This window comes from Paenibacillus sp. FSL R10-2782, assembly GCF_038592985.1.
Lineage (GTDB): Bacteria > Bacillota > Bacilli > Paenibacillales > Paenibacillaceae > Paenibacillus > Paenibacillus terrae_C.
In genome coordinates this window covers 2,064,794-2,086,109 of record NZ_CP151951.1, presented here as the reverse complement: position 1 = coordinate 2,086,109, position 21,316 = coordinate 2,064,794, and the positions used below count along the sequence as shown (strand labels likewise).

At 46.6% G+C, this 21,316-nt stretch carries 18 protein-coding genes; 8 read left to right on the top strand and 10 right to left on the bottom strand.

Annotation, left to right across the window (positions count from 1 at the left end):
• The first annotated feature begins 214 nt into the window (after positions 1-214).
• From NST83_RS09690 to NST83_RS09680, 3 genes are read left to right on the top strand one after another with little or no spacing between them, the layout of a single operon-like run.
• Positions 215-1,618, top strand: coding sequence for an efflux RND transporter periplasmic adaptor subunit (locus tag NST83_RS09690; RefSeq protein ID WP_342417449.1), 1,404 nt, complete (start codon positions 215-217; stop codon positions 1,616-1,618).
• Positions 1,615-4,695, top strand: a complete 3,081-nt coding sequence (locus tag NST83_RS09685) for an efflux RND transporter permease subunit (RefSeq protein ID WP_342417448.1) — start codon at positions 1,615-1,617, stop codon at positions 4,693-4,695. Before NST83_RS09690 ends, NST83_RS09685 begins: the two co-directional genes overlap by 4 nt.
• Complete coding sequence (locus NST83_RS09680; protein WP_137062646.1) at positions 4,692-5,573, top strand: helix-turn-helix domain-containing protein; 882 nt, start codon at positions 4,692-4,694, stop codon at positions 5,571-5,573. Before NST83_RS09685 ends, NST83_RS09680 begins: the two co-directional genes overlap by 4 nt.
• A gap of 93 nt (positions 5,574-5,666) precedes the next feature.
• On the opposite strand, the gene NST83_RS09675 is transcribed toward NST83_RS09680, so the two are convergent.
• The 8 genes from NST83_RS09675 to NST83_RS09640 all read right to left on the bottom strand — a co-directional run bounded on the left by NST83_RS09675 (position 5,667) and on the right by NST83_RS09640 (position 11,253).
• Entirely contained in the window at positions 5,667-6,305 is a 639-nt protein-coding gene (locus NST83_RS09675) for a GDSL-type esterase/lipase family protein (protein ID WP_342417447.1), read from the bottom strand.
• A gap of 126 nt (positions 6,306-6,431) precedes the next feature.
• Positions 6,432-6,854, bottom strand: a complete 423-nt coding sequence (locus NST83_RS09670; RefSeq protein WP_044648503.1) for a GNAT family N-acetyltransferase — start codon at positions 6,852-6,854, stop codon at positions 6,432-6,434.
• A gap of 42 nt (positions 6,855-6,896) precedes the next feature.
• Positions 6,897-7,451 (bottom strand): nucleotidyltransferase family protein, encoded by a 555-nt coding sequence (locus NST83_RS09665; protein ID WP_342417446.1) that lies wholly within the window; start codon positions 7,449-7,451, stop codon positions 6,897-6,899.
• A 32-nt stretch (positions 7,452-7,483) separates the two neighbouring features.
• Positions 7,484-8,725 (bottom strand): MFS transporter, encoded by a 1,242-nt coding sequence (locus NST83_RS09660; protein WP_342417445.1) that lies wholly within the window; start codon positions 8,723-8,725, stop codon positions 7,484-7,486.
• A 242-nt stretch (positions 8,726-8,967) separates the two neighbouring features.
• Positions 8,968-9,426 (bottom strand): MarR family transcriptional regulator, encoded by a 459-nt coding sequence (locus tag NST83_RS09655; RefSeq protein WP_137062642.1) that lies wholly within the window; start codon positions 9,424-9,426, stop codon positions 8,968-8,970.
• 181 nt (positions 9,427-9,607) lie between these two features.
• Positions 9,608-10,054 carry a VanZ family protein gene (locus NST83_RS09650; RefSeq protein WP_342417444.1) on the bottom strand — a complete coding sequence of 149 codons (447 nt, stop codon included), beginning with the start codon at positions 10,052-10,054 and terminating at the stop codon, positions 9,608-9,610.
• Positions 10,054-10,722: a ribose-5-phosphate isomerase RpiA gene (gene rpiA / locus NST83_RS09645; protein ID WP_137062641.1), complete on the bottom strand. Its 669-nt coding sequence runs from the start codon at positions 10,720-10,722 to the stop codon at positions 10,054-10,056. Before rpiA ends, NST83_RS09650 begins: the two co-directional genes overlap by 1 nt.
• 60 nt (positions 10,723-10,782) lie before the next feature.
• On the bottom strand, positions 10,783-11,253 hold the full coding sequence (locus NST83_RS09640) for a GNAT family N-acetyltransferase (RefSeq protein ID WP_137062640.1): 471 nt from the start codon (positions 11,251-11,253) through the stop codon (positions 10,783-10,785).
• A gap of 468 nt (positions 11,254-11,721) precedes the next feature.
• Here NST83_RS09640 and NST83_RS09635 point away from each other — a divergent pair, with 468 nt between their 5' ends.
• From NST83_RS09635 to NST83_RS09625, 3 genes are all read left to right on the top strand, one after another.
• Positions 11,722-13,491 carry a methyl-accepting chemotaxis protein gene (locus NST83_RS09635; RefSeq protein ID WP_137062639.1) on the top strand — a complete coding sequence of 590 codons (1,770 nt, stop codon included), beginning with the start codon at positions 11,722-11,724 and terminating at the stop codon, positions 13,489-13,491.
• Positions 13,492-13,609: 118 nt separating this feature from the next.
• Positions 13,610-17,305 (top strand): amino acid adenylation domain-containing protein, encoded by a 3,696-nt coding sequence (locus NST83_RS09630; RefSeq protein ID WP_342417443.1) that lies wholly within the window; start codon positions 13,610-13,612, stop codon positions 17,303-17,305.
• Between the two features lie 117 nt (positions 17,306-17,422).
• On the top strand, positions 17,423-18,421 hold the full coding sequence (locus NST83_RS09625) for a polysaccharide deacetylase family protein (protein WP_342417442.1): 999 nt from the start codon (positions 17,423-17,425) through the stop codon (positions 18,419-18,421).
• 87 nt (positions 18,422-18,508) lie between these two features.
• On the opposite strand, the gene NST83_RS09620 is transcribed toward NST83_RS09625, so the two are convergent.
• Together NST83_RS09620 and NST83_RS09615 are read right to left on the bottom strand one after the other, a co-directional pair.
• The gene (locus tag NST83_RS09620) at positions 18,509-19,129 is read right to left on the bottom strand and encodes a TraX family protein (RefSeq protein ID WP_342417441.1); all 621 of its coding nucleotides are present in this window, start codon (positions 19,127-19,129) and stop codon (positions 18,509-18,511) included.
• A gap of 21 nt (positions 19,130-19,150) precedes the next feature.
• On the bottom strand, positions 19,151-19,867 hold the full coding sequence (locus NST83_RS09615; RefSeq protein ID WP_342417440.1) for a CBS domain-containing protein: 717 nt from the start codon (positions 19,865-19,867) through the stop codon (positions 19,151-19,153).
• 184 nt (positions 19,868-20,051) lie between these two features.
• Between NST83_RS09615 and fsa the strand changes: the two genes are divergently transcribed.
• Positions 20,052-20,699, top strand: a complete 648-nt coding sequence (gene fsa / locus NST83_RS09610; protein ID WP_342417439.1) for a fructose-6-phosphate aldolase — start codon at positions 20,052-20,054, stop codon at positions 20,697-20,699.
• Positions 20,700-20,860: 161 nt separating this feature from the next.
• A complete protein-coding gene (locus NST83_RS09605) occupies positions 20,861-21,316 on the top strand; it encodes a MarR family transcriptional regulator (RefSeq protein WP_342417438.1) in 456 nt (151 codons plus the stop codon).

Below are 21,316 nucleotides of genomic sequence, written 5' to 3'. Positions count from 1 at the left end.
TCTTAACGACCTTTCTCATCCTTTGAGAAAGGTCGTTTTTATGCTTGTCCACCCTGCACCTCCACTCGCCTGAATCGGCTTTTTTTGACACCTGAATTTGGAATGTTTTTTCATAACAGTTATTGACATGCCACAGATCAGACCCTATAATCCGTTTATGAACTAATGAGTTTAAATATAAACTGTAAAGTACAAATCAGGAAGGATGATCATCTTGTTGAAACACAGTCTCTACATATCTGCTATATTCATTCTTCTGTTCACCTCAGCTTGCTCATCTACAGGATCGAGTGATCATGAAGCAGCAGAACAACAAAACCAAAAGGTTGAAGCAATGATCGTTAAAAAAGAGCCACTGTCTGCGTCTTTTGACCTTTCAGGCACACTACAGCCCTATGAGGATACCTCTGTATCTTTTGAGTTATCTGGACTAATACGCGACACAGTTGTCAATGTGGGAGACTCCGTATCCCAAGGGCAGATATTAACGAAGCTTGATCCATCCAGCTATCAGCTACAACTGGAGCAAGCGAATGCGACTATTTTTGAAGCACAAGCAGGTATCAAAAATGCTACAGCCGCCATTTCAAGCGCAGATGCCTCCATCCAATCCGCTGATGCGCAAAAGGCAGCAGCTCAGGCCGGAGTTAACAAAGTGAATAAAGGAGCCAGAGAGCAGGAAAAAGCGCAGGTGCGCACCAAAGTGCAAAGAGCACAATCCGCTTTGACTAAAGTACAGGCTACTGCTGAACGCACCAAGCTTTTATATGATCAGGGAGCTGCAACCAAAAACGATTATGAAAATGTGCAGCTCGCTTTGACCAATGCCACCAAGGACCTGGAGGATGCACAAGAAGCCCTCTCCTTAATCCAGGAGGGAGCAACATTAGAAGATCGGCAATCGGCAGCATCCAGTTTACAGCAAGCCCAAGCCGGGAAAGAATCTGCCATCGCCGCGAAGGAACAGGCCGTAGCCTCCAAAGATAACTCTGCTGCGGCATACCAGCAAGCGGTCATTGCCAAAAAGCAGGCCGAGCTTGCCCTCTCCAAGACAGCTTTAAAAGCACCGATTTCCGGCGTTATTCTGGAGAAAAAAGCAACCGTCGGACAATTGGCGAGCGCTGGACAACCGGTATATCGTATCGGACAAATCGACAAGCTCAAGGTGCTGCTCCCTGTTCCCGATCATGAAATCACGAACTGGAAACAAGGTCAGACCGTCCAGCTTCAACTGTACGATGAGAACAGAGAAGGAACGGTCAGCAAAATTTATCCGGCCACCAACACCAATACGGGCAGTATCAACGTGGAAGTGATTGTTCCTAACACCCAGCGTGATTGGGCCCCGGGACAAGTCGTAAAGGCAGGCCGCCAACTGACCCAGAGTGAGCAAATTTTGCTCCCGGCCAAGGCTGTCATTAATAACGGTACAGATACCTTTGTCTATAAAGTGGTGAACAACAAGGCGCTAAAAACCATCGTGAATGTCGGTCAGATGTCCAACAACAAGCTCGAAATTACCAAGGGGCTGAATGTCGGGGATCGTGTGGTTACGACCGGAGTAAACCTGATCTATAATGGACTTCCTCTTCAGGTCACGGAGGGAACCAGCAAATGATTGCATATTTTATCCGAAAGAAAAAACTGACCCTCTTCATTTTTATCATGGTGATTGTTGCCGGGCTGTATAGTGTCTCTCAACTTCCCCGGCAGGAAACGCCGGATATTATCAAGAAAACCGCTGTGGTCACGACCCTCTACCCTGGAGCTACACCCCAAAAGGTAGAACAAACGGTCACGAAGCCTTTGGAACAAAAAATGAAAGAAATCAATCATATTAAAAAGATTTCTTCTACATCTGAAAATGGACTTTCGACGATTATCATTGAGACCAAAGGCAATGCCAATGCTAAGGAAGCCTGGGATACATTACGCAAAAAAATAAACGATGCCCAGTCTTCTCTGCCCACAGATGCTCAAAAGCCTGTCGTTAACGATGATTTGAATAAAGTATTTATCCATTCCTACGCCATCACGGGGGACTCTATAGAGCAATTGTATGAACTAAATGATATGGTGAAATCGTGGAAGGATCAATTAAAAACCATTCCCGGTGTATCGGAAGTAACAATTAAGGGATTACCCGATCAAGAGGTTCAGATTCAGATTGATGCTCAAAAGCTACAGCAGTACCATATCAGTTGGGAACAGCTCATGAGTGCAGTGCAGAAGGAAAATGAGCAATATCCGATAGGCAATCTGGATTACAATGAACGTACGTACCGAATGAATGTAACGCAGTCCAAGAATGCTCAGGATTTGAGTAAAGTCATTATTTCCAGAACGGACAGCGGCGCTCCTGTGTATCTCAGTGATGTGGGCACCATATTGCTTACACATAACACCAGCAGCTATATGGCCTTTTTTAACGGTAAACCAGCTATTACACTGACGATTAACGGTAATACCGGCTCTGACGTAGACACGATTTATAGCAAAGTAAATAAAGAGATGCAGTTGTTAAAACCAGATCTGCCTAATACGTTTCAACTGAATACGTTATTTTCACAGACCGAGCGGATTGATCATATTTTTCATGGCTTGACCCGTGAATTGCTGTTTGCCATTGCGGCGGTTGTGATCGTATGTACATTGGGCTTGAATCTGATTACATCCTCTTTTGTGGCACTGGCTATTCCTATTTCAATCGCCATAGGTCTCATTATTCTCCCTATGCTCGGAATAACATTGAATCAGGTTACGGTCATTGGCTTAATTATTGTAATGGGGATTCTAGTCGATGATGCTGTGGTGGTTAATGATAATATTGAGCGCAGGATGATGACCTTGGGTGAGAGTCCCAAGATAGCTGCATTAAATGGAACAAAAGAAGTTTCCATTTCCATTTTGACCGCAACTCTGGCAACTGTAGCCTCCTTTGCCCCGCTGTTCTTTTTATCAGGCGATGCAGGCTCCCTTATAAAACCATTACCGTTTGCTGTTATCTTTACGTTATTGGCTTCCATGCTCATGTCCTTTACCGTCATCCCAATCTTTAGAGAATGGTATGGACAACGAAGTCAAAAAACGCCCAACTCCACCATGAAGCCGCCGGGACTGCTGGGCAAACAAATTGATGCTCTTCGTAACGTATATGTCAGTGAGCTGATTCCCAAAGTCATCAAGCGACCTGCATTGTATGCTTCATTAGGATTATTGATTAGTACCACGCTGTACGGTGTACTTGCTCTGATTCCGATCGACCTGTTCCCCAGAACCAACGATCCGGAATTAAGCATTAATGTGCGTATGCCTATAGGTACTTCTATAGAAGAAACCAAGCGGGTCACCGAGGATATTGCCAAATGGGTGAAGCAGCAGCCTCATGTGGAAACGATCAGTTATGCGGCTGGCGGCGACGCCCCCCCGTTGTTTCAAGATATGACCGCTGACGCCAAAACAGGCACAACCGTGGGGCAGATTGCTATTGTTGGGGAAGAAGGTGCATTTGATCCCGATGAAATGGCAGACAAATGGCCCTCCATCTTAAAGGATCGTTATCAGGGTCAATCCATTTCCTTGAAAATAGCCAAAGTGGGGGTGCCTCTCGGTAAGCCGATCTCCATTCGGATTTTAGGCAATGATGTAGATCAGTTGCGTTCGTTGTCACAGCAGTTAAAAGAAGGCATTATGGCTACCAGAGGAACACAGGACATACAAGACAATATGGAAAATGAAGGCTATACGCTGGATTTCCAAATCAATAAACAAGCGATGGATCAATATCAGATTAGCAATAATGATCTGACACGTACACTCTTGTTAATGGGTAATGGCGTGAGCTTTAGCCGATTTGATACGGGGAAAGATTTGATAAATATTAAGCTGAAGCTAAGCCAAACCGATCAAAATCCTGAAATTTTGTTTCAGCAATTGAATGTGACCAATGCCAATGGTGTTCAGATCCCTTTATCTCAATTGGCTGAGTTGAAGCCATCCTTTGCAACACAAAAAATTAACCATTATAATTTAAAGCGTTCGATTACTGTTGAAGCTGAAGTTCACGGGCGTACAGCTTCCGAAGTCATGAAGGATGTCAAGCTTAAATTGCAGGACATTAAATTTCCTCCAGGCTACACTTGGGAAATTGGCGGCGAGATTTCAGGACAAGATGACATTTTATCAGAAATAGGATGGTTATATGTTGTCGTCATACTATTAATCTTCATGCTGATCTTTTTGCAATTTTATTCGTTCTCAACCCCACTTATCATCTTGACTACCGTGTATATGGCGGCTGCGGGTGGATTCCTCGGCTTGTTCATTCTGAACACACCGGTCACTTTTATGGGGGTGCTGGGATTGATGACCTTGGCAGGTATTGTCGTACGGAACGGTATTGTGCTGATCGAGTTTATAGAGGATGCAAGACGCGAAGAGATCGAACTGAAAGAGGCGATTATTGCAGCGACCAAAGCGCGCTTCCGCCCCATACTGCTTACTTCGCTGACAGCCATTGTCGGTCTGATACCGATTGCTCTAATTGGGGAACTTATGTTTAGACCTCTGGCGTATACCATTATGTTTGGATTGATGTACTCGACCATTCTTACGATGTTTGTGGTTCCGTCCCTGTATATGGTTATTGCCCGCTGGAAATTAAAAAGACAGAGCAAAAAATTGGGGGTACAATGAAAAAAATAACGAGCGATGATATTATATATGCCGCCCTTTCCCTGTTTTCAGAAAAGGGATACGATGCCACCTCGGTCGATGAGATTGCCCGCGAAAGCGGGATGGTGAAGGCTTCCTTTTATAAATACTTTCAAAGTAAAGAAGAGTTGCTGCTGGGGACAATCGTCCTGATTGAAAAACTTCTTGATGCAGATATTAAAGAACTTTATTTGAAGCACCAGCTACCTTCCCGTGAAAAGTTGAGACAACTGAATTTGATTGCGCTGGGCCGGATTTATAAGAATAAAGTTCATTTGCTGGTATACTCCGTCCCTTTAATCGGTTCCAAGGAAGAAAAAATCGCACAAGCTATTGACCGTGTTGAACACCATTTATCTAACGTGATGGTTGATTTCTTAATTGATGCTTATGGAGAGTCCATAAATGACTATGCGTACGATATTGGGTTTGTCGTCAAAAGCATTATTATCAATTCCTTCCGAATGAGCGATTCAGAGCTGTCCTGGACGGAACATCAAACACTGGCTGAATTTATCGTCAGCATTACGGATATGCTGGCACAAAGTATGCTGAGCCCTGATGTTCAACATCAAATCATGTGGGGCCGCGATTCCGGATTCCATGAAGATTCTGATCAAATCTGGACCAAAGGAAGACAAATCGCCCATGTGCTTCAACATATGGACGCAGTCTTGAAACAAATCGAATTAGATGAAGCAATCCAGAATGAACATATGCAAATACTAAGCAGGCTACAGGGGGAGCTTTCGGAACAAAACGTGGAAACTGCCCACGTTAAAGCACTCCTCCTTTTTTTGGAGCAGCTACCCGAGTTACAGGAAGACTGTACCAAGCTGAAAGCTATTTTGGAAGTTTAAAAGGTTCAATTCAGCTAAAGATAAAGAGGTCCACTATGGTCAGATACACAGCCATGATGGACCTCTTTCTTCTGTTGCAAATTCCTTCTACGCTCACCGTAATGGCGAATATCCAAGCCGATTCAGCTCCTCCGCAATGACGCGATAGCCGCGACTGTTCGGATGCACCCGATCCAGCGAGAGCAGCTCCCGTTCGTTGCCCTCAAACGCAGGGTAAATGTTCGCCACCCGGTAATTTGGACCGCCCAGCGTAGCGAGAAATGAGTTATATTGGCGTACATATATCCCCGCCTCCCGCACGCCCGGCAAAGGATTATACAACCCCACCATTCGAATGATAAATGGCTCACGCTGGCCGGATTTTATCTGATACAGGGCATGTACGATTTGGCGTACATGTTCTTTTGTGCGGTTCACCGCTTGCGGAATGGACGATGCAGACGAACCGGAGCCTCCAGCAAGGGCGCTGACGTATGGACGCAGATCATTCCCGCCGATCGTCACCGTTATGAGTTCAGCCGCGTTCAACGCCGACCGAAAGAGCGGATTGTTGCGGATCAAAGACAGCAGTTCCTGCGATGTCAGTCCGTTGATTCCCAAATTCTCGTAACTGACTGGAGTACGAAGACGTGCTTCCGCCATTCGTCGATAGATAGGCACAAATCCGCCAGTCAGCAGCGTCCCGGCACCTGTCGTTAATGAATCTCCTATAGCCGTATAGTGGTAACCCATTAGAACCCAACTCCCCCGCTAATGCCTTTGGAACCAAAGGCACATCAACTTTTACATGAGAATAATGTCAATTCCCGACATATCATATCTTATGTAAAAAAAGAGACGCAGGACCCGGAGATTCGCTTATTCTTCGTCCATTTCATACACACAATGAAATTGCCCATCCTCGGACAAGTCCTCCGATCCGTATACAGCAAAGCCTACGTTGCGAAAGAAGTCTGCCCCTTCCGCATCGGTGTCCACAGTAAGCCGTTTCGGATTACGTTCCTGAATGAGCGTCAGCAGCATACCTCTGGCATATCCTCTATGACGGTTTTCAGGCAACACAGCCAGATGACGGATTACGATGGTTTCATCCTCCTGCTCCTCAAATCCGACAATACCTACAATAAGTCCTTCATCTTCTACACCGAACAGCTTCCAGTCATCCGAGGTTTGATAGGTACGTAAAGCTGCTTCTCCGCGTTCAGGGTGATCCAGCACGGCGTAGGTTAGCAGCTCCAGAACCTCCTCACGATCTGAATCTGTTTTTATATTTTTAAACATCGTTCGTCGTCTCTCCTTATATCCTGAAATTGGGATTACGTTCTAGTTCTCCAACATAAGCAACGGCCAGTTATCCAGCCACTGCTTCTCAAATACACGCTGACGAAAGGCCGTCGTATGGCGGAACAATGGGCTTTGGCGTACCCGCATATCCAGCAGATCCTTTAATCCATGCGGACAAACGACCTCCATTTGATCCTCGTCATTCAATCTAATCGCTACTGCCGTAGCCGTTTCCGGCCAGCGGCTCATCGCATCCTCTACCGAAGCATAAGGAGCTGTCCCGTTGCGAAGATGCATCCTCGCCTGATTTTTGACAGACCAGTTGCGTCCCGCCTGCTTGCGGTTCAAGGACAGCTCAAGATGCTCGTCCCGTTCCTCCAGCGTATTTTTAGGGTCAAAATAAATAACATCTATATCATTCAAAGGTGTAGGAGTTGTATATCCATGCAGCTTGTCCCACACCCGATTACGTACATAGCCTGCGGCAATACACCCTTGCGGCAGCCTCAGATCTCGCACATAACGCAGGTCTTCCAGCACCTGCGGATCATTCATATATTGTATGATTCGTAGCACATCCTCTTCCGACTTCATCCTGCACTCAGCTCCCTTTTTTATGATGACGGTTACTGCACGGGCTGCCCTCCTTGAGCTGCAATCCGGGCTGTACGCTGCGCCAAGCGACGACGTGCGACCAGCAGGAAAGGAATGCCCATCACAACCGACAGCGCAACCGGAACAAAAACGGCAAGCGGCGCTGTTTGGCCATAAGTATCCAGCAGCCAGCCACCAAACAAAGGAGCAAGCACGCTACCCAGATTATTAAAGCCAATCGTACCGAAATAGGTCCCTTTATATTGAGCATCTGCAATTTGGTCAATCAGTACGTCCAGCATCGTGAACAATAGCACTTCGCCCACTGTAAACAGCACCATATCCAGTATAAACAACCAGCCCGAATGTAACATACCGCACAGCAATAGGCTGACCGCAATACATATATTTCCGGCAATCAAGGAATTCACCGGGGAAAAACGGCTTGCCAGCCGTACCAGCGGATATTGAAAAGCCAATACACACACCGCGTTGACTGTAAGCATATATGTAAACCACCGGGTTCCTTCCTCGAAGGATAAGGACAAGAATTGAGGCATCGTGGAATTGGAATGAGCATAACCCATGACGCAAAATACCGTCCCCAGCAAAATCGGCATAAACACCGGATCACGGCTGGCTGTACGGAACGCCTCACCCATCCGTAGTGGAGCCTCTCCCGCCGTTGTCCCTGTACGAAGATCCGATGCATACCGAGCAAATTGGATCAACAGCAACACCCCGTACAGCGCATACACACCAGCCGCTACCATAAACGGTGTACCCGAGGATGCCGATCCTAACATCAAACCAAGCAACGGCCCTGCCACTACACCTACATTAATCGCCGCATATCTCATATTGTAGATGAGCAATCTTTTTTCCTTGGGGGTTACATCTGATAACAGCGCCCGCGAGGTTGGCTCGAACAAGGATCTGCACAGACCATTCAGAGCATTGATGACAAAAAAGGCCCAGGCCGCTTCAGCTAGCGCAAAAGCCACGAATACAAGCGCCCAACTGGCGATGGACACCAGCATCACTTTACGCCGTCCGATCCGATCGGAAATGTAGCCGCCATAAAAGCTGGCAAAAATGCCAACTAATGAACTGACGGATACGATCATCCCTGTATGGAAAGGGGATACCCCCAACCGGGTAGTCAAATAAATAGACAAAAACGGGATACTCATGGATGTCGCCATCCGACCAAATATGGTACCCACAATAATCGTCCAGGCCAGTGGGTGAATCGAACGAAGCTGTTCCTTCATATCTGTTATCTATGTCTCCTTCTCTGCCCTGTCTCCAGAAAAAAACTTGCACCCAGCTCTTCCATCTGTGTGCAAGTCTAACAGGGATAATTCCAACGATTACTGATGGTGACTATTCGTCAATTATACCTGATTTCCGCCTCTACATTAACCCCGTTGCCCAAAATTGCAACAAAAAAATAAAATACCGGACAACCGGTATTTTATCTACAAGCCTATTTAACGTGGATTTTTGCAGCTTATTAGTCGTTACTCTTCTGGCCTTCAGCCGAGAGTCCCAGCTTTTTTAGCAAATGGATAACCTGCTCTTTCTCTTCTACGGATAAACCGTCTACTGTCTCCATGATGACACGATGATGCTGTGGGAATATTTGCTCAAAGAAATGACGTCCCTCGTCAGTCAGTTCTGCATAAATCACACGACGATCATCCTGTGATGCACGCCGGGTAAGCAGCTTTTTTTTCTGAAGTTTATCTACGACATACGTAATATTTCCGCTGGAGATCAGCACCTTTTCACCAATTTTCTGCAAGGGCTGTGAACCACGATAATATAACAGATCAAGTACACCAAATTCCGTTGTGTTCAATCCATGACTATGAATATCCCGATTCGTGCGGGATGTGACCGAATTATAGGCGCGCGCCAGCACAACAAACAAGTTAAGCGCCAAGTCCTGATCATCTGGTTTTACTGACATATTAACAGCCTCCGTTACTCATATCTTTATTCAAAGATATCTTAATTGCAAACTTTTGTCAAGTTCAACCGTTTTATCCCTTTGTTCATAAGGTGTATGATGTGAAAATTACAGTCTATTATGTAAAAAAGCCCGTCCCCAATCGGCACCAGAAGCACCGTTCGTGAGAGCAGGGCTTTCATTATTCATTCCCTAACCTCTTTCGTAGAAGCTCGTAAACAACCCGGCCGAAAAGCACACCCGTTACATTCAGGATCACATCATCCACGTCCATCGTGCCTGCGCCGAGCAGCATTTGGGACACTTCAAGAATCACCAGCGCGACCACCACTGTCAGTAGCAAGCTACCTAATCTGCGTAACGATACCCAAATGATAGGCAGAAGGATGCCAAACGGGACGAAAACAACAATATTACCGAGCAAATTGACACCCCACACCCGGAAAGAAAGCGACTGCGCAGCCCTCAGATATCGCCCAATCGTATCCAACGGAACCATATTATACGAATATGGAGAACCCGGTCGTATTGTACGTCCAAAACCAAGAAACATCCAGTATAATAACAGTCCCGTATATAAAATGAAGACCACGAAAGCTACAGTACGAAGCAGACGGACGCTAGGCATCACTTGTTTCGAATATCAATCTGCCCATTGGCCCGTGCGATGATAACCTGGTCCGCCATGTTAATGAACAGTCCGTTATCAACCACACCCGGAATTTGATTTAATCGGATTTCCAGCTCTTGCGGATTATCAATGGTTCCGTAACGACAATCGACAATATAATTGCCGTTATCCGTAAGGAAACGCTCACCGTCCTTCATGCGCCATTCAGCCTGGCAGCCTGTTTGCTGTATTGCCTCCAACGTCCATACACTGGCAAAAGGTACGACTTCGACCGGTAATGGAAATGCACCCAGCACCTTCACATCCTTGGACTCGTCCACAATAATGATTAGCCGGTTGCTGTTGCTTTCCACGATCTTCTCTCTCAGTAAAGCTCCGCCTCCGCCCTTCACCAGAACAAGCTGCTCATTCACCTCGTCCGCTCCGTCAATGGTTACGTCGAGTCGTCCAATCTGATCAAATGGAACGATGGGAATTCCCAGTTCTCTGGCCTGATCCTCCGAGGCTTGGGAAGTAGCTACAGCCTGTATATGTAAGCCTTGCGCCACACGCTCACCTATTTTTTGAATGGCCCAATAAGCTGTCGAGCCTGTGCCGAGTCCTACTTTCATGCCGTCCTGAATGGCTTCAACTGCTTTTTCAGCTGCTTTTTGCTTCAAATTCATTGTCATCTCTCCCGCTTTATAGGCTAGTATAGATCCTCATTCATTTTATATGAAAACGTTTTATAAAGACACTGTCAGGTTTTTACCGTAACAAAGACTATTTTCATCCTCTTCATATTCACCAAATCGTTCAATAGGCTCATATCCCTGCTTCGTATAAAGCGCAATGGCTTCAGGTTGAGCAGCCCCTGTCTCCAGCTTGATTCTTACAGTGCCTCGTTTCCGGGCCTCACCTTCCAGAAAAGCTAACAGACTGACGGCAATACCTTGCCTGCGATAAGAAGAATCGACATAAAATCGTTTAAGCTCCATCTCTTCCGCATCTATAGGCCTAAGTCCACCGCAAGCGACCGGTTCTGCATCCAAATACACAACAGCGAAAATCATTTCTTTAACTTTTGGATTGGAAAAATCAACCAAGTAAATTTCATCAGCAGGATACCTTTCTAGCAAATCCTTATCCAGCCTTTGAATCAATTCATGCAGATCTGCATGATCGCTTTTAACCTTTACTATTGTAAGCTTGGACATTCTCTTCATCCCTCTCCTATGTCGTGTAGCTACATTGGCTCATTATGCAAGGAATCCGCAAAAACCGCGGCAAATCAAGCATCTGTAACGCCAAATATGAAAAACGTTCCAAATTGACAAGTGCATTTGACTCTATTATAAAGTATGATGGTTTCTGTTGGATACCTGCTTGAAGCCTGAAATGAGTTTGAATTTCAAGTTGAAGTATAAAATGGAATATACTGAGATACACACAGGAATTACCCGGTAAAAATTAAATTTTTATTGGGCAAGGTATTCATTTCAAGGGCTTATCGTACGACATATATATAGGGATACATACTTAATTAAAAAGGACTAAAGACCTATTATAAAAATTTCAAGAGGTCAATTTCCTTAATTACTATGTTTGTAAGGGGGACTTAATTATCTCATTCGATAAGCGGTTCAACACCATGTACAAAAATTACAACCAGGGAGTGGAACATTTTGAAAAAGTGGAGTAGCTTATCTTTCTTCACCAAGAACTTATTATTATCCTTCTTCAACATCGTATTGATCGGGCTAGTCCTCATCGTGTCCAGCTATTTGATCCAACGTACGATTTTGATAGACCAGCTGCATGGACAAGTGGAAAAAATCACATTAAAGTGGGCTGAGGGAATTAATGTAAATGAAGTAACCCAAGCCATTCAGGAAAAAAGTTATGATGGTCCCGTTCAGACCAAACTCCGCGCTTATCTGGATAACATCACAGCAACGAACCCGAATATCTCTCAAGCTTATATCTTCGGAACCGAGCTGGAAGACGGTGACAAGACATCTGTTGTAGCGATGCCAACCGCTCTTAGAGAAGCATTCGAAAAAGATAAATTGGGTGTCGGCGGTATGTATAAGCAACCATCTGTAGTTGTCGAAGGCGTAAGCCACATGCTGGATACTGGAAAACCGACGTTTACCAGCTTCTATGATGACAGCTTCGGTACGTGGACAACCTTGACGTATCCACTTAAAGATTCAAATGGCAAAATCTTTGCATATTTTGCTGTCGATGCAGATGCAGGCGCTGTACCTGCGGGTTTGACTAAGCTGCTGATTAGCGGTACTACAATTCTGGCTGCTTTCCTGCTCATCTGCTTGGCGCTCCAATATTGGGTCGTAAGGCGTACGCTGTCCCCTATTAAACAACTGATGTATGGTATCAGTGAAGTAAGCCGTGGAAATCTGGATGTTCAGATTCAAGCTGGGCAAGACGATCTGGGTGTTGTGAATAGCAACTTCAATGATATGGTTAGCCATATTAACAGCATTATGACCAAAGTGAAGCTGACAACTGATGAAGTGAATGAATCGGCGAAGGAATTGCTCGCGATCTGCGAGCAAAACGGAATCAATTCCAACATCATTAATCAGAACATTAATGAAATTACGGATAATATCCGTGCACAGGAAAAAGCAACGGGCGATAGCGCACGTGCCATGGCTGAAATGGCCTCGGTCATCCAAAATATTGCCGCCAGTTCCGCCACCGTTGCAGAGGAAGCCAATTCGGTAGAAAAGCGTTCTAATGAAGGCAACGAAATCGTAGGCAAGGTTTCTTCACAAATGCATTTGATTACAGACACAGTTACGAATACATCCCGCATTATCAAGTTGCTGAACGACCGTTCACAGGAAATTGGTAATATCATTGGTACGATTTCAGGCATTTCCAGTCAGACGAACCTGCTCGCTCTGAATGCTTCTATTGAAGCAGCGCGTGTCGGTGAGGAAGGTAAAGGCTTTGCCGTGGTTGCCAGTGAAGTACGCAAGCTGGCAGAACAAACAGCGGATGCAACAAAACAAATCACACCGCTGATTGAAGAGATCCAAAGCGAAATCGGACAGGCTGTGAAGTCGATGGAACAAGGTAATGTTGAGGCACAGAACGGAATCATCGTAGCTGGACAAGCGGGCGAGCTGTTCAATAACATACTTCAAGCAACCAAGACAGTAGCATGGCAGATTCAGGAAGTATCCAGTGCTACCGAGGAAATATCCGCCGGTACGCAGGAAATGACAGCGACAGCAGATGATCTTTCTTCCACTGTAAGCAAAACAGCTAACAACAGCATTCATATTGCACAAACAGTTGATGAACAAAAAGCTTCTCTGGACTCCATCATTGAATCGTCTCATAAGCTGTCAACCATGTCTGAAGAGCTTCAGGAAATTACTTCATTTTTTAAAATTGCGGACCCTAGCCGCACCAAATCATAATTTTCATAAGTAAGTCGTTTGGTAGTGCCTCCCTCCTATTCATGCTTTTGAAGGGATCGGAGGCATTTACTGACTTTAGCATCATATTACGACATCATACGTTCAGGAGGTTAGCGTAATGACTTCATTGCTACAAAACAGTACACAAACAGCGCCATCCCCATTCCTGGTTCCTTTGGATTTTGCACGTCTGCAACGCAAGTATACATACTCTGCTTATCAGGCAGAGTTAGAACCATCCCTCTCAAAGCTGCTGCATCAGCAAACGTCGGCGGAAGAACAACATGCTTTGCTTCTGTCTGTGTATGCAGCATGGCTGTACCGTCTGTCCGCAGAGGAAGAAGTCTCCTTCTCTACTTTGGTGCCTCAATCCGGTTTACTCACGGCTTCGCTGACGATGGAAAAGAATACTACTTTCCATGAACTGGCAGGCCTGTTTCAGGACATGCTCCATAAACCACATGCTTATCTGGCAGACCCGCAAGCTGATACCTCGTTCTCGGCAAATCTGCTGGCAGATGAAGGCGCAGAGCCTTGTATCATGGACTGGGCTGTCATCGAGAGCAACGGCACTTACCATATCCATATTCGGTATGATGATTCGCTTCTTCTGAAATCAACGGTTGTCCGGTATGCAGAATACTTCGAATTGCTACTGCGCGGCGCACTCACCAACAGCCATGCCCTTGTCAATTCGATTGACATCTTATCCGAAGCAGATCAGGCAGCTCATGAAGCCTTAAATAATACAGTTGTGAAGTATCCTGAGCATCAGACCATTCATGGAATGTTCGAGGAAGCCGCTTCGCAATATCCTGATCGTCCGGCCATCTCTTCCCACGCCGGGGAATATACGTACCGTGAGCTTAATGAACGTGCCAATCAAGTCGCACGTGTGCTGTTGTCCAAAGGTCTTGCCAAGGGCGAGTTCGTGACTATTTTCATGGAACGAAGCCTGGAAACTGTCATTTCCCTGCTCGGCATTCTGAAAGCCGGGGGGGTATATGTACCAGTCGATCCAGCCCACCCCGCTGACCGGAGTAGCTACATTGTCGAGGATACGCGTTCTCCCTTCGTCCTGACGACTTCAGCATTGATCGAGCAAGCGACTGAACTGTGCGGTTCCATTGATACAGTAAAAGAAATTTTAGCTATTAACGGACCACTGGCAGGTTATGCCGCAAGCAATCCAAACGTTAACGTAGGTCCGGATGATCTAGCTTATGTGATCTATACATCCGGCTCGACAGGCAAGCCCAAAGGTGCCCTGATCGCTCACCGTGGCGTCGTCAACCTGGGTGCTGTCGTACAGCGCGATTGCGATATTACACCTCAGGATGTATTGACGCAATTCGCCACCTATAGCTTTGATGCATCTGTTTGGGATACGATTGGAGCCTTGTTCTACGGAGCCAAGCTGTACCTGTTGTCCTCCGAAGAACGCGTGTCTGTTGAAGAATTCGCAGAAGCCATCGCACGCACAGGCACGACGATCATTACCATTTTGCCAACCGTGTTCTTTAATCAGCTATCCACGTATTTGTCGGACGAGGGCTACCGCAAATTGACTAAGGTACGAATTGTCACCGTGGCAGGCGAGGCGCTGTACGGCTCACAAGTTCGGGCGTTCCAAAGCAAATTCGGCACAAATACAGACATCGTAAACGTATATGGACCGACCGAGTGCACCGTAGCGACCACGACACACCGGGTTCGTGGTGCTGTGCCTGAGCACGTCGTCAACATCCCAATCGGCAAGCCGATTTACAACTACAAGGTCTATATCGTCAACGATGACAACAAGCTATGCCCAATTAACATTCCCGGTGAAGTATGCATTGCTACACCGGCACTGGCTCATGGCTACCTCCATCAGCCGGAGCGAACAGCACAATCGTTTGTGGACAACCCGTTTGTTCCGGGTGAAAAAATGTACCGCTCAGGCGATATCGCCAAGCTGCTGCCAGACGGTACGATTGAATATGTAAGCCGGAAGGATTCACAGCTCAAAATTCGGGGCAATCGGATCGAAATCGGAGAGATTGAAGATCATTTCTCCAAGCATCCTGGTGTTCAGGACGTGTCTGTCGTAGCCGTCAAAGATCACACGGATCAAAATATGCTGGTCGGCTATTACACTACTTCGGACGGACAGTCTATTCCGCAAGACGTGATTCAATCTTATATTGCGGGTAAGCTGCCTTCCTATTTTGTTCCGAGCCATGTCGTTCATCTCGAAGCTATGCCGATTTCACCGACGGGCAAGATTGATCGCAAGAAGCTGGCCCTGCTGCCGCTGCCCGAGGCTTCCCACAGCTCCTATGGCAGCGAACCTCTCCGCGAAGGGACTGAAACGCTTATTGCCGAAGCATGGACACAGGTGCTTGGCAAAGCCAACATCGGCGCAACGGATGACTTCTTCCTGATCGGTGGCGACTCCCTTCGTGTCATTCATGTGCTGGCTATTTTGAAGCCGCGTTATGGCGCGTTGCGCATTGGAGACTTTTTCCGCTACAAAACCGTTCGCGAGCTTGCTGAATACGTGGAGCAACTGGGCACGGAACAAGCGCCGCAACGTAAAGCACTAGCGGTTCAACAAGAAAAAACAGACCTGAATGAGCATCCTATCGAGCTGTTAGGCACTGCGGGTGTAGCCGAATTGCGCGACATGAATGTTGTTTTACTGACCGGGGCTACAGGTTATCTCGGTTCGCACATTCTGTATGACCTGCTTCAACGGACAGAAGCCAAAGTGTACGCGATGGTACGTCCATCACAGAACGGGCCATCCGGCATCGAGCGTATTCAGGCCGTACTGACCGGATATTTTGGACAAAATGTCTCGGCCCTGATCGAAGGACGGGTCAAAGCCGTGTACGGTGATCTGGAGCAGGCAGACCTTGGTCTCTCTACCGTTGACCGCCATATGCTGGAGCATCAAATTGACGGCATTATTCACAGCGCCGCTGACGTTCGCCATTTTGGTGATTCGGCTGCCTTTGACCGTACGAATGTAACCGGAACACTGGAACTGCTGAAAATTGCTCAGGCCAAGCCAGGTGTATCCTTCCATCATGTCTCAACTATGGGCATACCGGAGGATCTGGCGAATGAAGGACAATGGGAATCCGTATTGGAACTGTCCTCCTTCCCGGACGAGCTACAGGTGGACAACCTGTACACGAACAGTAAGCTCGCAGCGGAAAAGCTGTTGTTCCAAGCGGCTCAGTCAGGCACGCCTGTCTCTATCTACCGTGCAGGCAATCTGACGGCCCATTCGGCCAACGGACGCTTCCAGCGCAATATCGACAGCAACGCCTACTATCGAATGATAAAGGCCATGCTGCTGCTGGGCAAAGCACCACAGGCTGATTGGCATACGGACTTTACACCGATTGACTATGCGAGCCGCGCCATTGTAGAGCTGTCTGTGCATCAAAAAAGCGCGAACCGCATTTTCCATATCTGCAATCCGAACCCACTGCCATATGATGAGCTGATCGCTATGGTCAACCAACTTGGATATGCAGTAGACACGATGCCTTTTGACGATTATAGCGCTTGGCTGCTGAACCCCTCTTCCGGTATTCAGGAGGATGCGCTGCACCTTGCTATGGGACAGTTGGAAGGTGACGGGGCCAAGGATTCCGCTTACCGATATGGCTGCCCTGTGACCGCCGCGCTACTGGATCAGGCTGGCGTTAAGTGCCCGACAACCGATCTGGAGTTTATTCGAAATATGATCCAGCATGCGGTCGAAATCGGTTATTTCCCTATCGCGTCATCGGTATCCACAAAAACAACACAGAGGTAACAAAGTTGTGATATTTTCCCCGCGTGTATTGGGTATGATAAACTAGGTTTTGCTAGTTGATATCGGGTTTACATATCTATACTTTTAGAATTTCTGCATGCGGGGGATGTCATTCATATGAAACACGTCATATTTAAAAGAACAATGCTTATTATGAGCATGCTAGCTATTTTAGGGATTTTGGTGTACGAAGCACGCACCATCTACCATCCCCCCCTTGTTAAAGGGACTCACCGTACACGCACAGCAAATGCAGATCGACTGGTACGACACCTGTTCTCTCTGACACCAACGCCGGATAAAGTATATTACCAGGACAAGGTTATTGTCCTGATGTATCATGAAGTAACCAAAACTCCACCCGATCCCGGCGCTCTCAAGCTCAGCAATTTTACGAAGCAACTGGATGAAATGAAAGCCAACGGCTTCCACTGGATTACCATGAAAGAGTATACGGACTTTATTCTGCATAAAGCCAAGGTGCCCGATAATGCTGTACTTATGACCTTCGACGACGGCTATGAATCTTTTTATACAGACACCTTTCCCGTGTTGAAAAAGTACCGTGTACCTGCAACCAATTTTCTCATCACATCCACGATCAGTAATCCCAAGCACATCGGTATTAAGAAGCTGACGTGGGAGCAAATCCAGCACATGCATGCCGAAGGTGTTGATTTCTACAATCACACCAATGATCAGCACGCGTATGGGTACACAAATGTAGCACGCACCAAGGAAAAACCGCTTCTCATGGGCCCGGTATATTCGAAAAAGCTGGGGCGTATGGAAACCGAGGATGAATTCAAGCAACGGGTTTACAACGATTTGGACACCGCCGACAAGAAGCTGTTCAAGCATCTTCACAATGATCGTAACGTCCTTGCCTTTCCGTATGGAGGATATACCAAGGAAACGCTGGAAATTTGCCGCGCCTTGGGCATTGACGTTACCTTCACGGTGAAGCGTGGCATTAACTCACCTGGACAAACGAATGGCTATCGCGTTAATGCAGGTGGGATACACAATATTCCGGAAGTATTGGTGCAATACATGAAGGAAGGCGCTCCGGAACGACCGTTGCCATTTGCCCAAGGTCCAAACAAAGCGTCCTAAACTTTGGAATAAAAAAGAACCTTTGAAACCATCTATGCCGTGGTTTTGAAGGTTCTTTTGCTGATTTTGAAGATGATGAGCTTATGATTAGAGCCAGAGACGAATGACAGCAATAACAGCCAGATGCACCGGATAAAAGCTGCGCCACAACCAGCGCGGTACCCGGCTATAAAATCCGCTCTCCCCGGATGCGAAGCATGCGATAAGAATAGTGGACAGCAGGCTAAAATGCTGGAGATTCGCGTGATGCACCATATCATACACGACATTCAGTGCAAAATGTGCCGCAACCATCCTATAGGAGCGGGTATAACGGTAAATGAGGACGAGCAGCAGTCCATAAGCTCCGTAATCCATCAGGCTAAACTCCATGACCAGAGCTGTGAGCACATATAAGCCTGTTATAGCCGCCCAATTCTTCAATCGCGACGCAGCACCCAGCGCCAGCAACGAGATCAACAGCGTCCAGACCACGTTTGGCCTATACACATCAAAGGCCAGCATATAGGGCACCTGAGAAATCAGGGCAATTCCGAGCAAGCGAAGCATATAGCTTCGCATATTCCGAGTGCGGGCATATCCCATATACAGCGCATATGCATAGATTGGAAAAGCAAGCCTGCCGGCAATTCTCCAGACCGGATCAGTCGGAAAAAATACAAGTCCGATATGATCAATCAGCATGGTCAGCATGGCCAACCAGTACATATAAGGCCCCCTTTTCTTCTTTTACGTCTTCTCTTCCGTCAAGCTCAAAATAGCGTTCAGGATGTCCGTTTTGGTAACCCGACCCACCAATCCATTGGCTTGAATGAAGGAGGTCTCCACACGTTGCTCGTCCATGACCGGAAGGCAATTGACCTGATGACGAACGAGTCTGGATATCGCCTCCAGCAGAGAATCCCCCGGAGTGAGTGTCGTCATTTGTGCACGTCGCGTCATTGCTATCGTTACCGGAACGGCGTGAAGATCGGTATGTCCCAGCGTCACCTTCAGCAGATCCTTGCGAGTAACAATTCCGATTAGCTCCTGATCCTCTCCCGTGACCATCAGCGTACCGGTATTTTGCTGAAACAGCATCAGTACTGCATCGTAGGCTGTAGCGTCACCGGAAATTAAAATCGGATCACTGAGCACATCAGCCACGGTCAGCTTTTTGAGCATCGTGCCGACATGACTGTCGTATTTAGGGTAACGGCCTGGCAGATATCCTACCTTCGGCTTGGCGTCTACCAGACCGAGCATGACGAGCAGCGCAAGATCGGAACGAAGGGTTGGTCGCGTCAGCCCCAACTCCTCAGCAATTTTATCCCCCGTAACAGGCGCCAGACGCTGGACAATATCAACAATTTCACGCTGTCTTTCAGACAGTTGAATAATGATTACCTCCTTATGAAATGGGGTAGTATACATTATAGATGAGCATAGATCGGTAAATTTCCGCATTTTCCGACAATTCATCAAATTTTAATCAAAGACAGCTTGTTTTCAATTTTAAAATGTGTCACAATCAAGTATGTAATACATACTAATTATAAGTTTAACGTGTGCAATATGCTACCTTTTATTTAGCTGATGTACATGTGTGTGATATGTATTATGAATTAAAAAAACCTGAGGAGGAAATCAAATGAAATTTTTCTTGGATACTGGTAACATTGAAGAAATCAAACGTATTGAACGTTTGGGTCTGGTTGATGGTGTAACAACGAACCCTTCGCTGATCGCTAAGGAAGGTCGGGTGTTCAAGGAAGTCATTCAGGAGATTTGCGGTATTGTCGAAGGTCCCGTGAGTGCTGAGGTCATTGGCTTGAAAGCCGAGGATATGCTCAAGGAAGCTTATGAGATTGCCAAATGGGCACCGAACGTTGTTATCAAGCTGCCTATGACTGAAGACGGCTTGTATGCTTGTAACGAGCTGACTAAAAACGGGATTAAAACGAATGTAACGCTGATTTTCTCCGCGGCTCAAGGTTTGATGGCTGCCAAAGCGGGCGCTACTTTTATCAGCCCGTTCGTAGGACGTCTGGATGATATCGCTGTTGATGGTATGAAGCTGATTCGTGATCTGAGACAGATTTTGGACATTTATGGTCTGAAATCCGAAATCATTGCAGCCTCCATCCGTAACATCAAGCATGTGGAAGATGCTGCTCTGTCTGGTGCGCATATTGCCACCATTCCTGGCTCTCTGCTCCCTTCCCTGTGGAAACACCCACTGACTGACAGCGGTATTGAACGCTTCCTGAAGGACTGGGAAACTGTACCTAAAGCCTAATTAGCCCAAAACGGCAAAACTATATTGCTTTAACCCGAACAGCCCGCATATTGCGGGCTGTTTTTTGGATTGGTGAACAACTTTTTTTGACAAAATAACTTGTTTTACATATAATTGTTTTAACAATTAATTTATGTACGGAAAACAGAAAGGAGCTACTCATGAATAACTTGCCCCCGGATTGCTCCATCGGCATGCTGCTCGGCATTACCCATCGCAAGATGAGCCAGCAGCTTATGCATCGCCTTAAACCTTATGATATTTCCCCTGAGCAATGGTCGGTTCTGTATCAAATCTACCAGGCAGAAGGTCTGAATCAGAAGGAAATTGCAGCTAAGGCGGTTAAGGACCAGCCAACTACGACTCGAATTATTGATTTGTTGGACAAAAAGGGTTGGGTGCAGCGTGTGAATAGCCCACAGGACCGTCGAGCCTATTTGCTTCATTTGACTGAAGCCGGTCGACAGCTCGTGGAGGTAACTCTTCCGGTCGAGCGCAGTGCCAACCACGATTTTGTGAATGGAATCTCCCCTGCTAAGCTGGAGCAGTTCCACCAAACTCTTTTACAAATCCACGCTAACCTGACTCAATCGGAAAAACAAGGAGAGAACGACTAA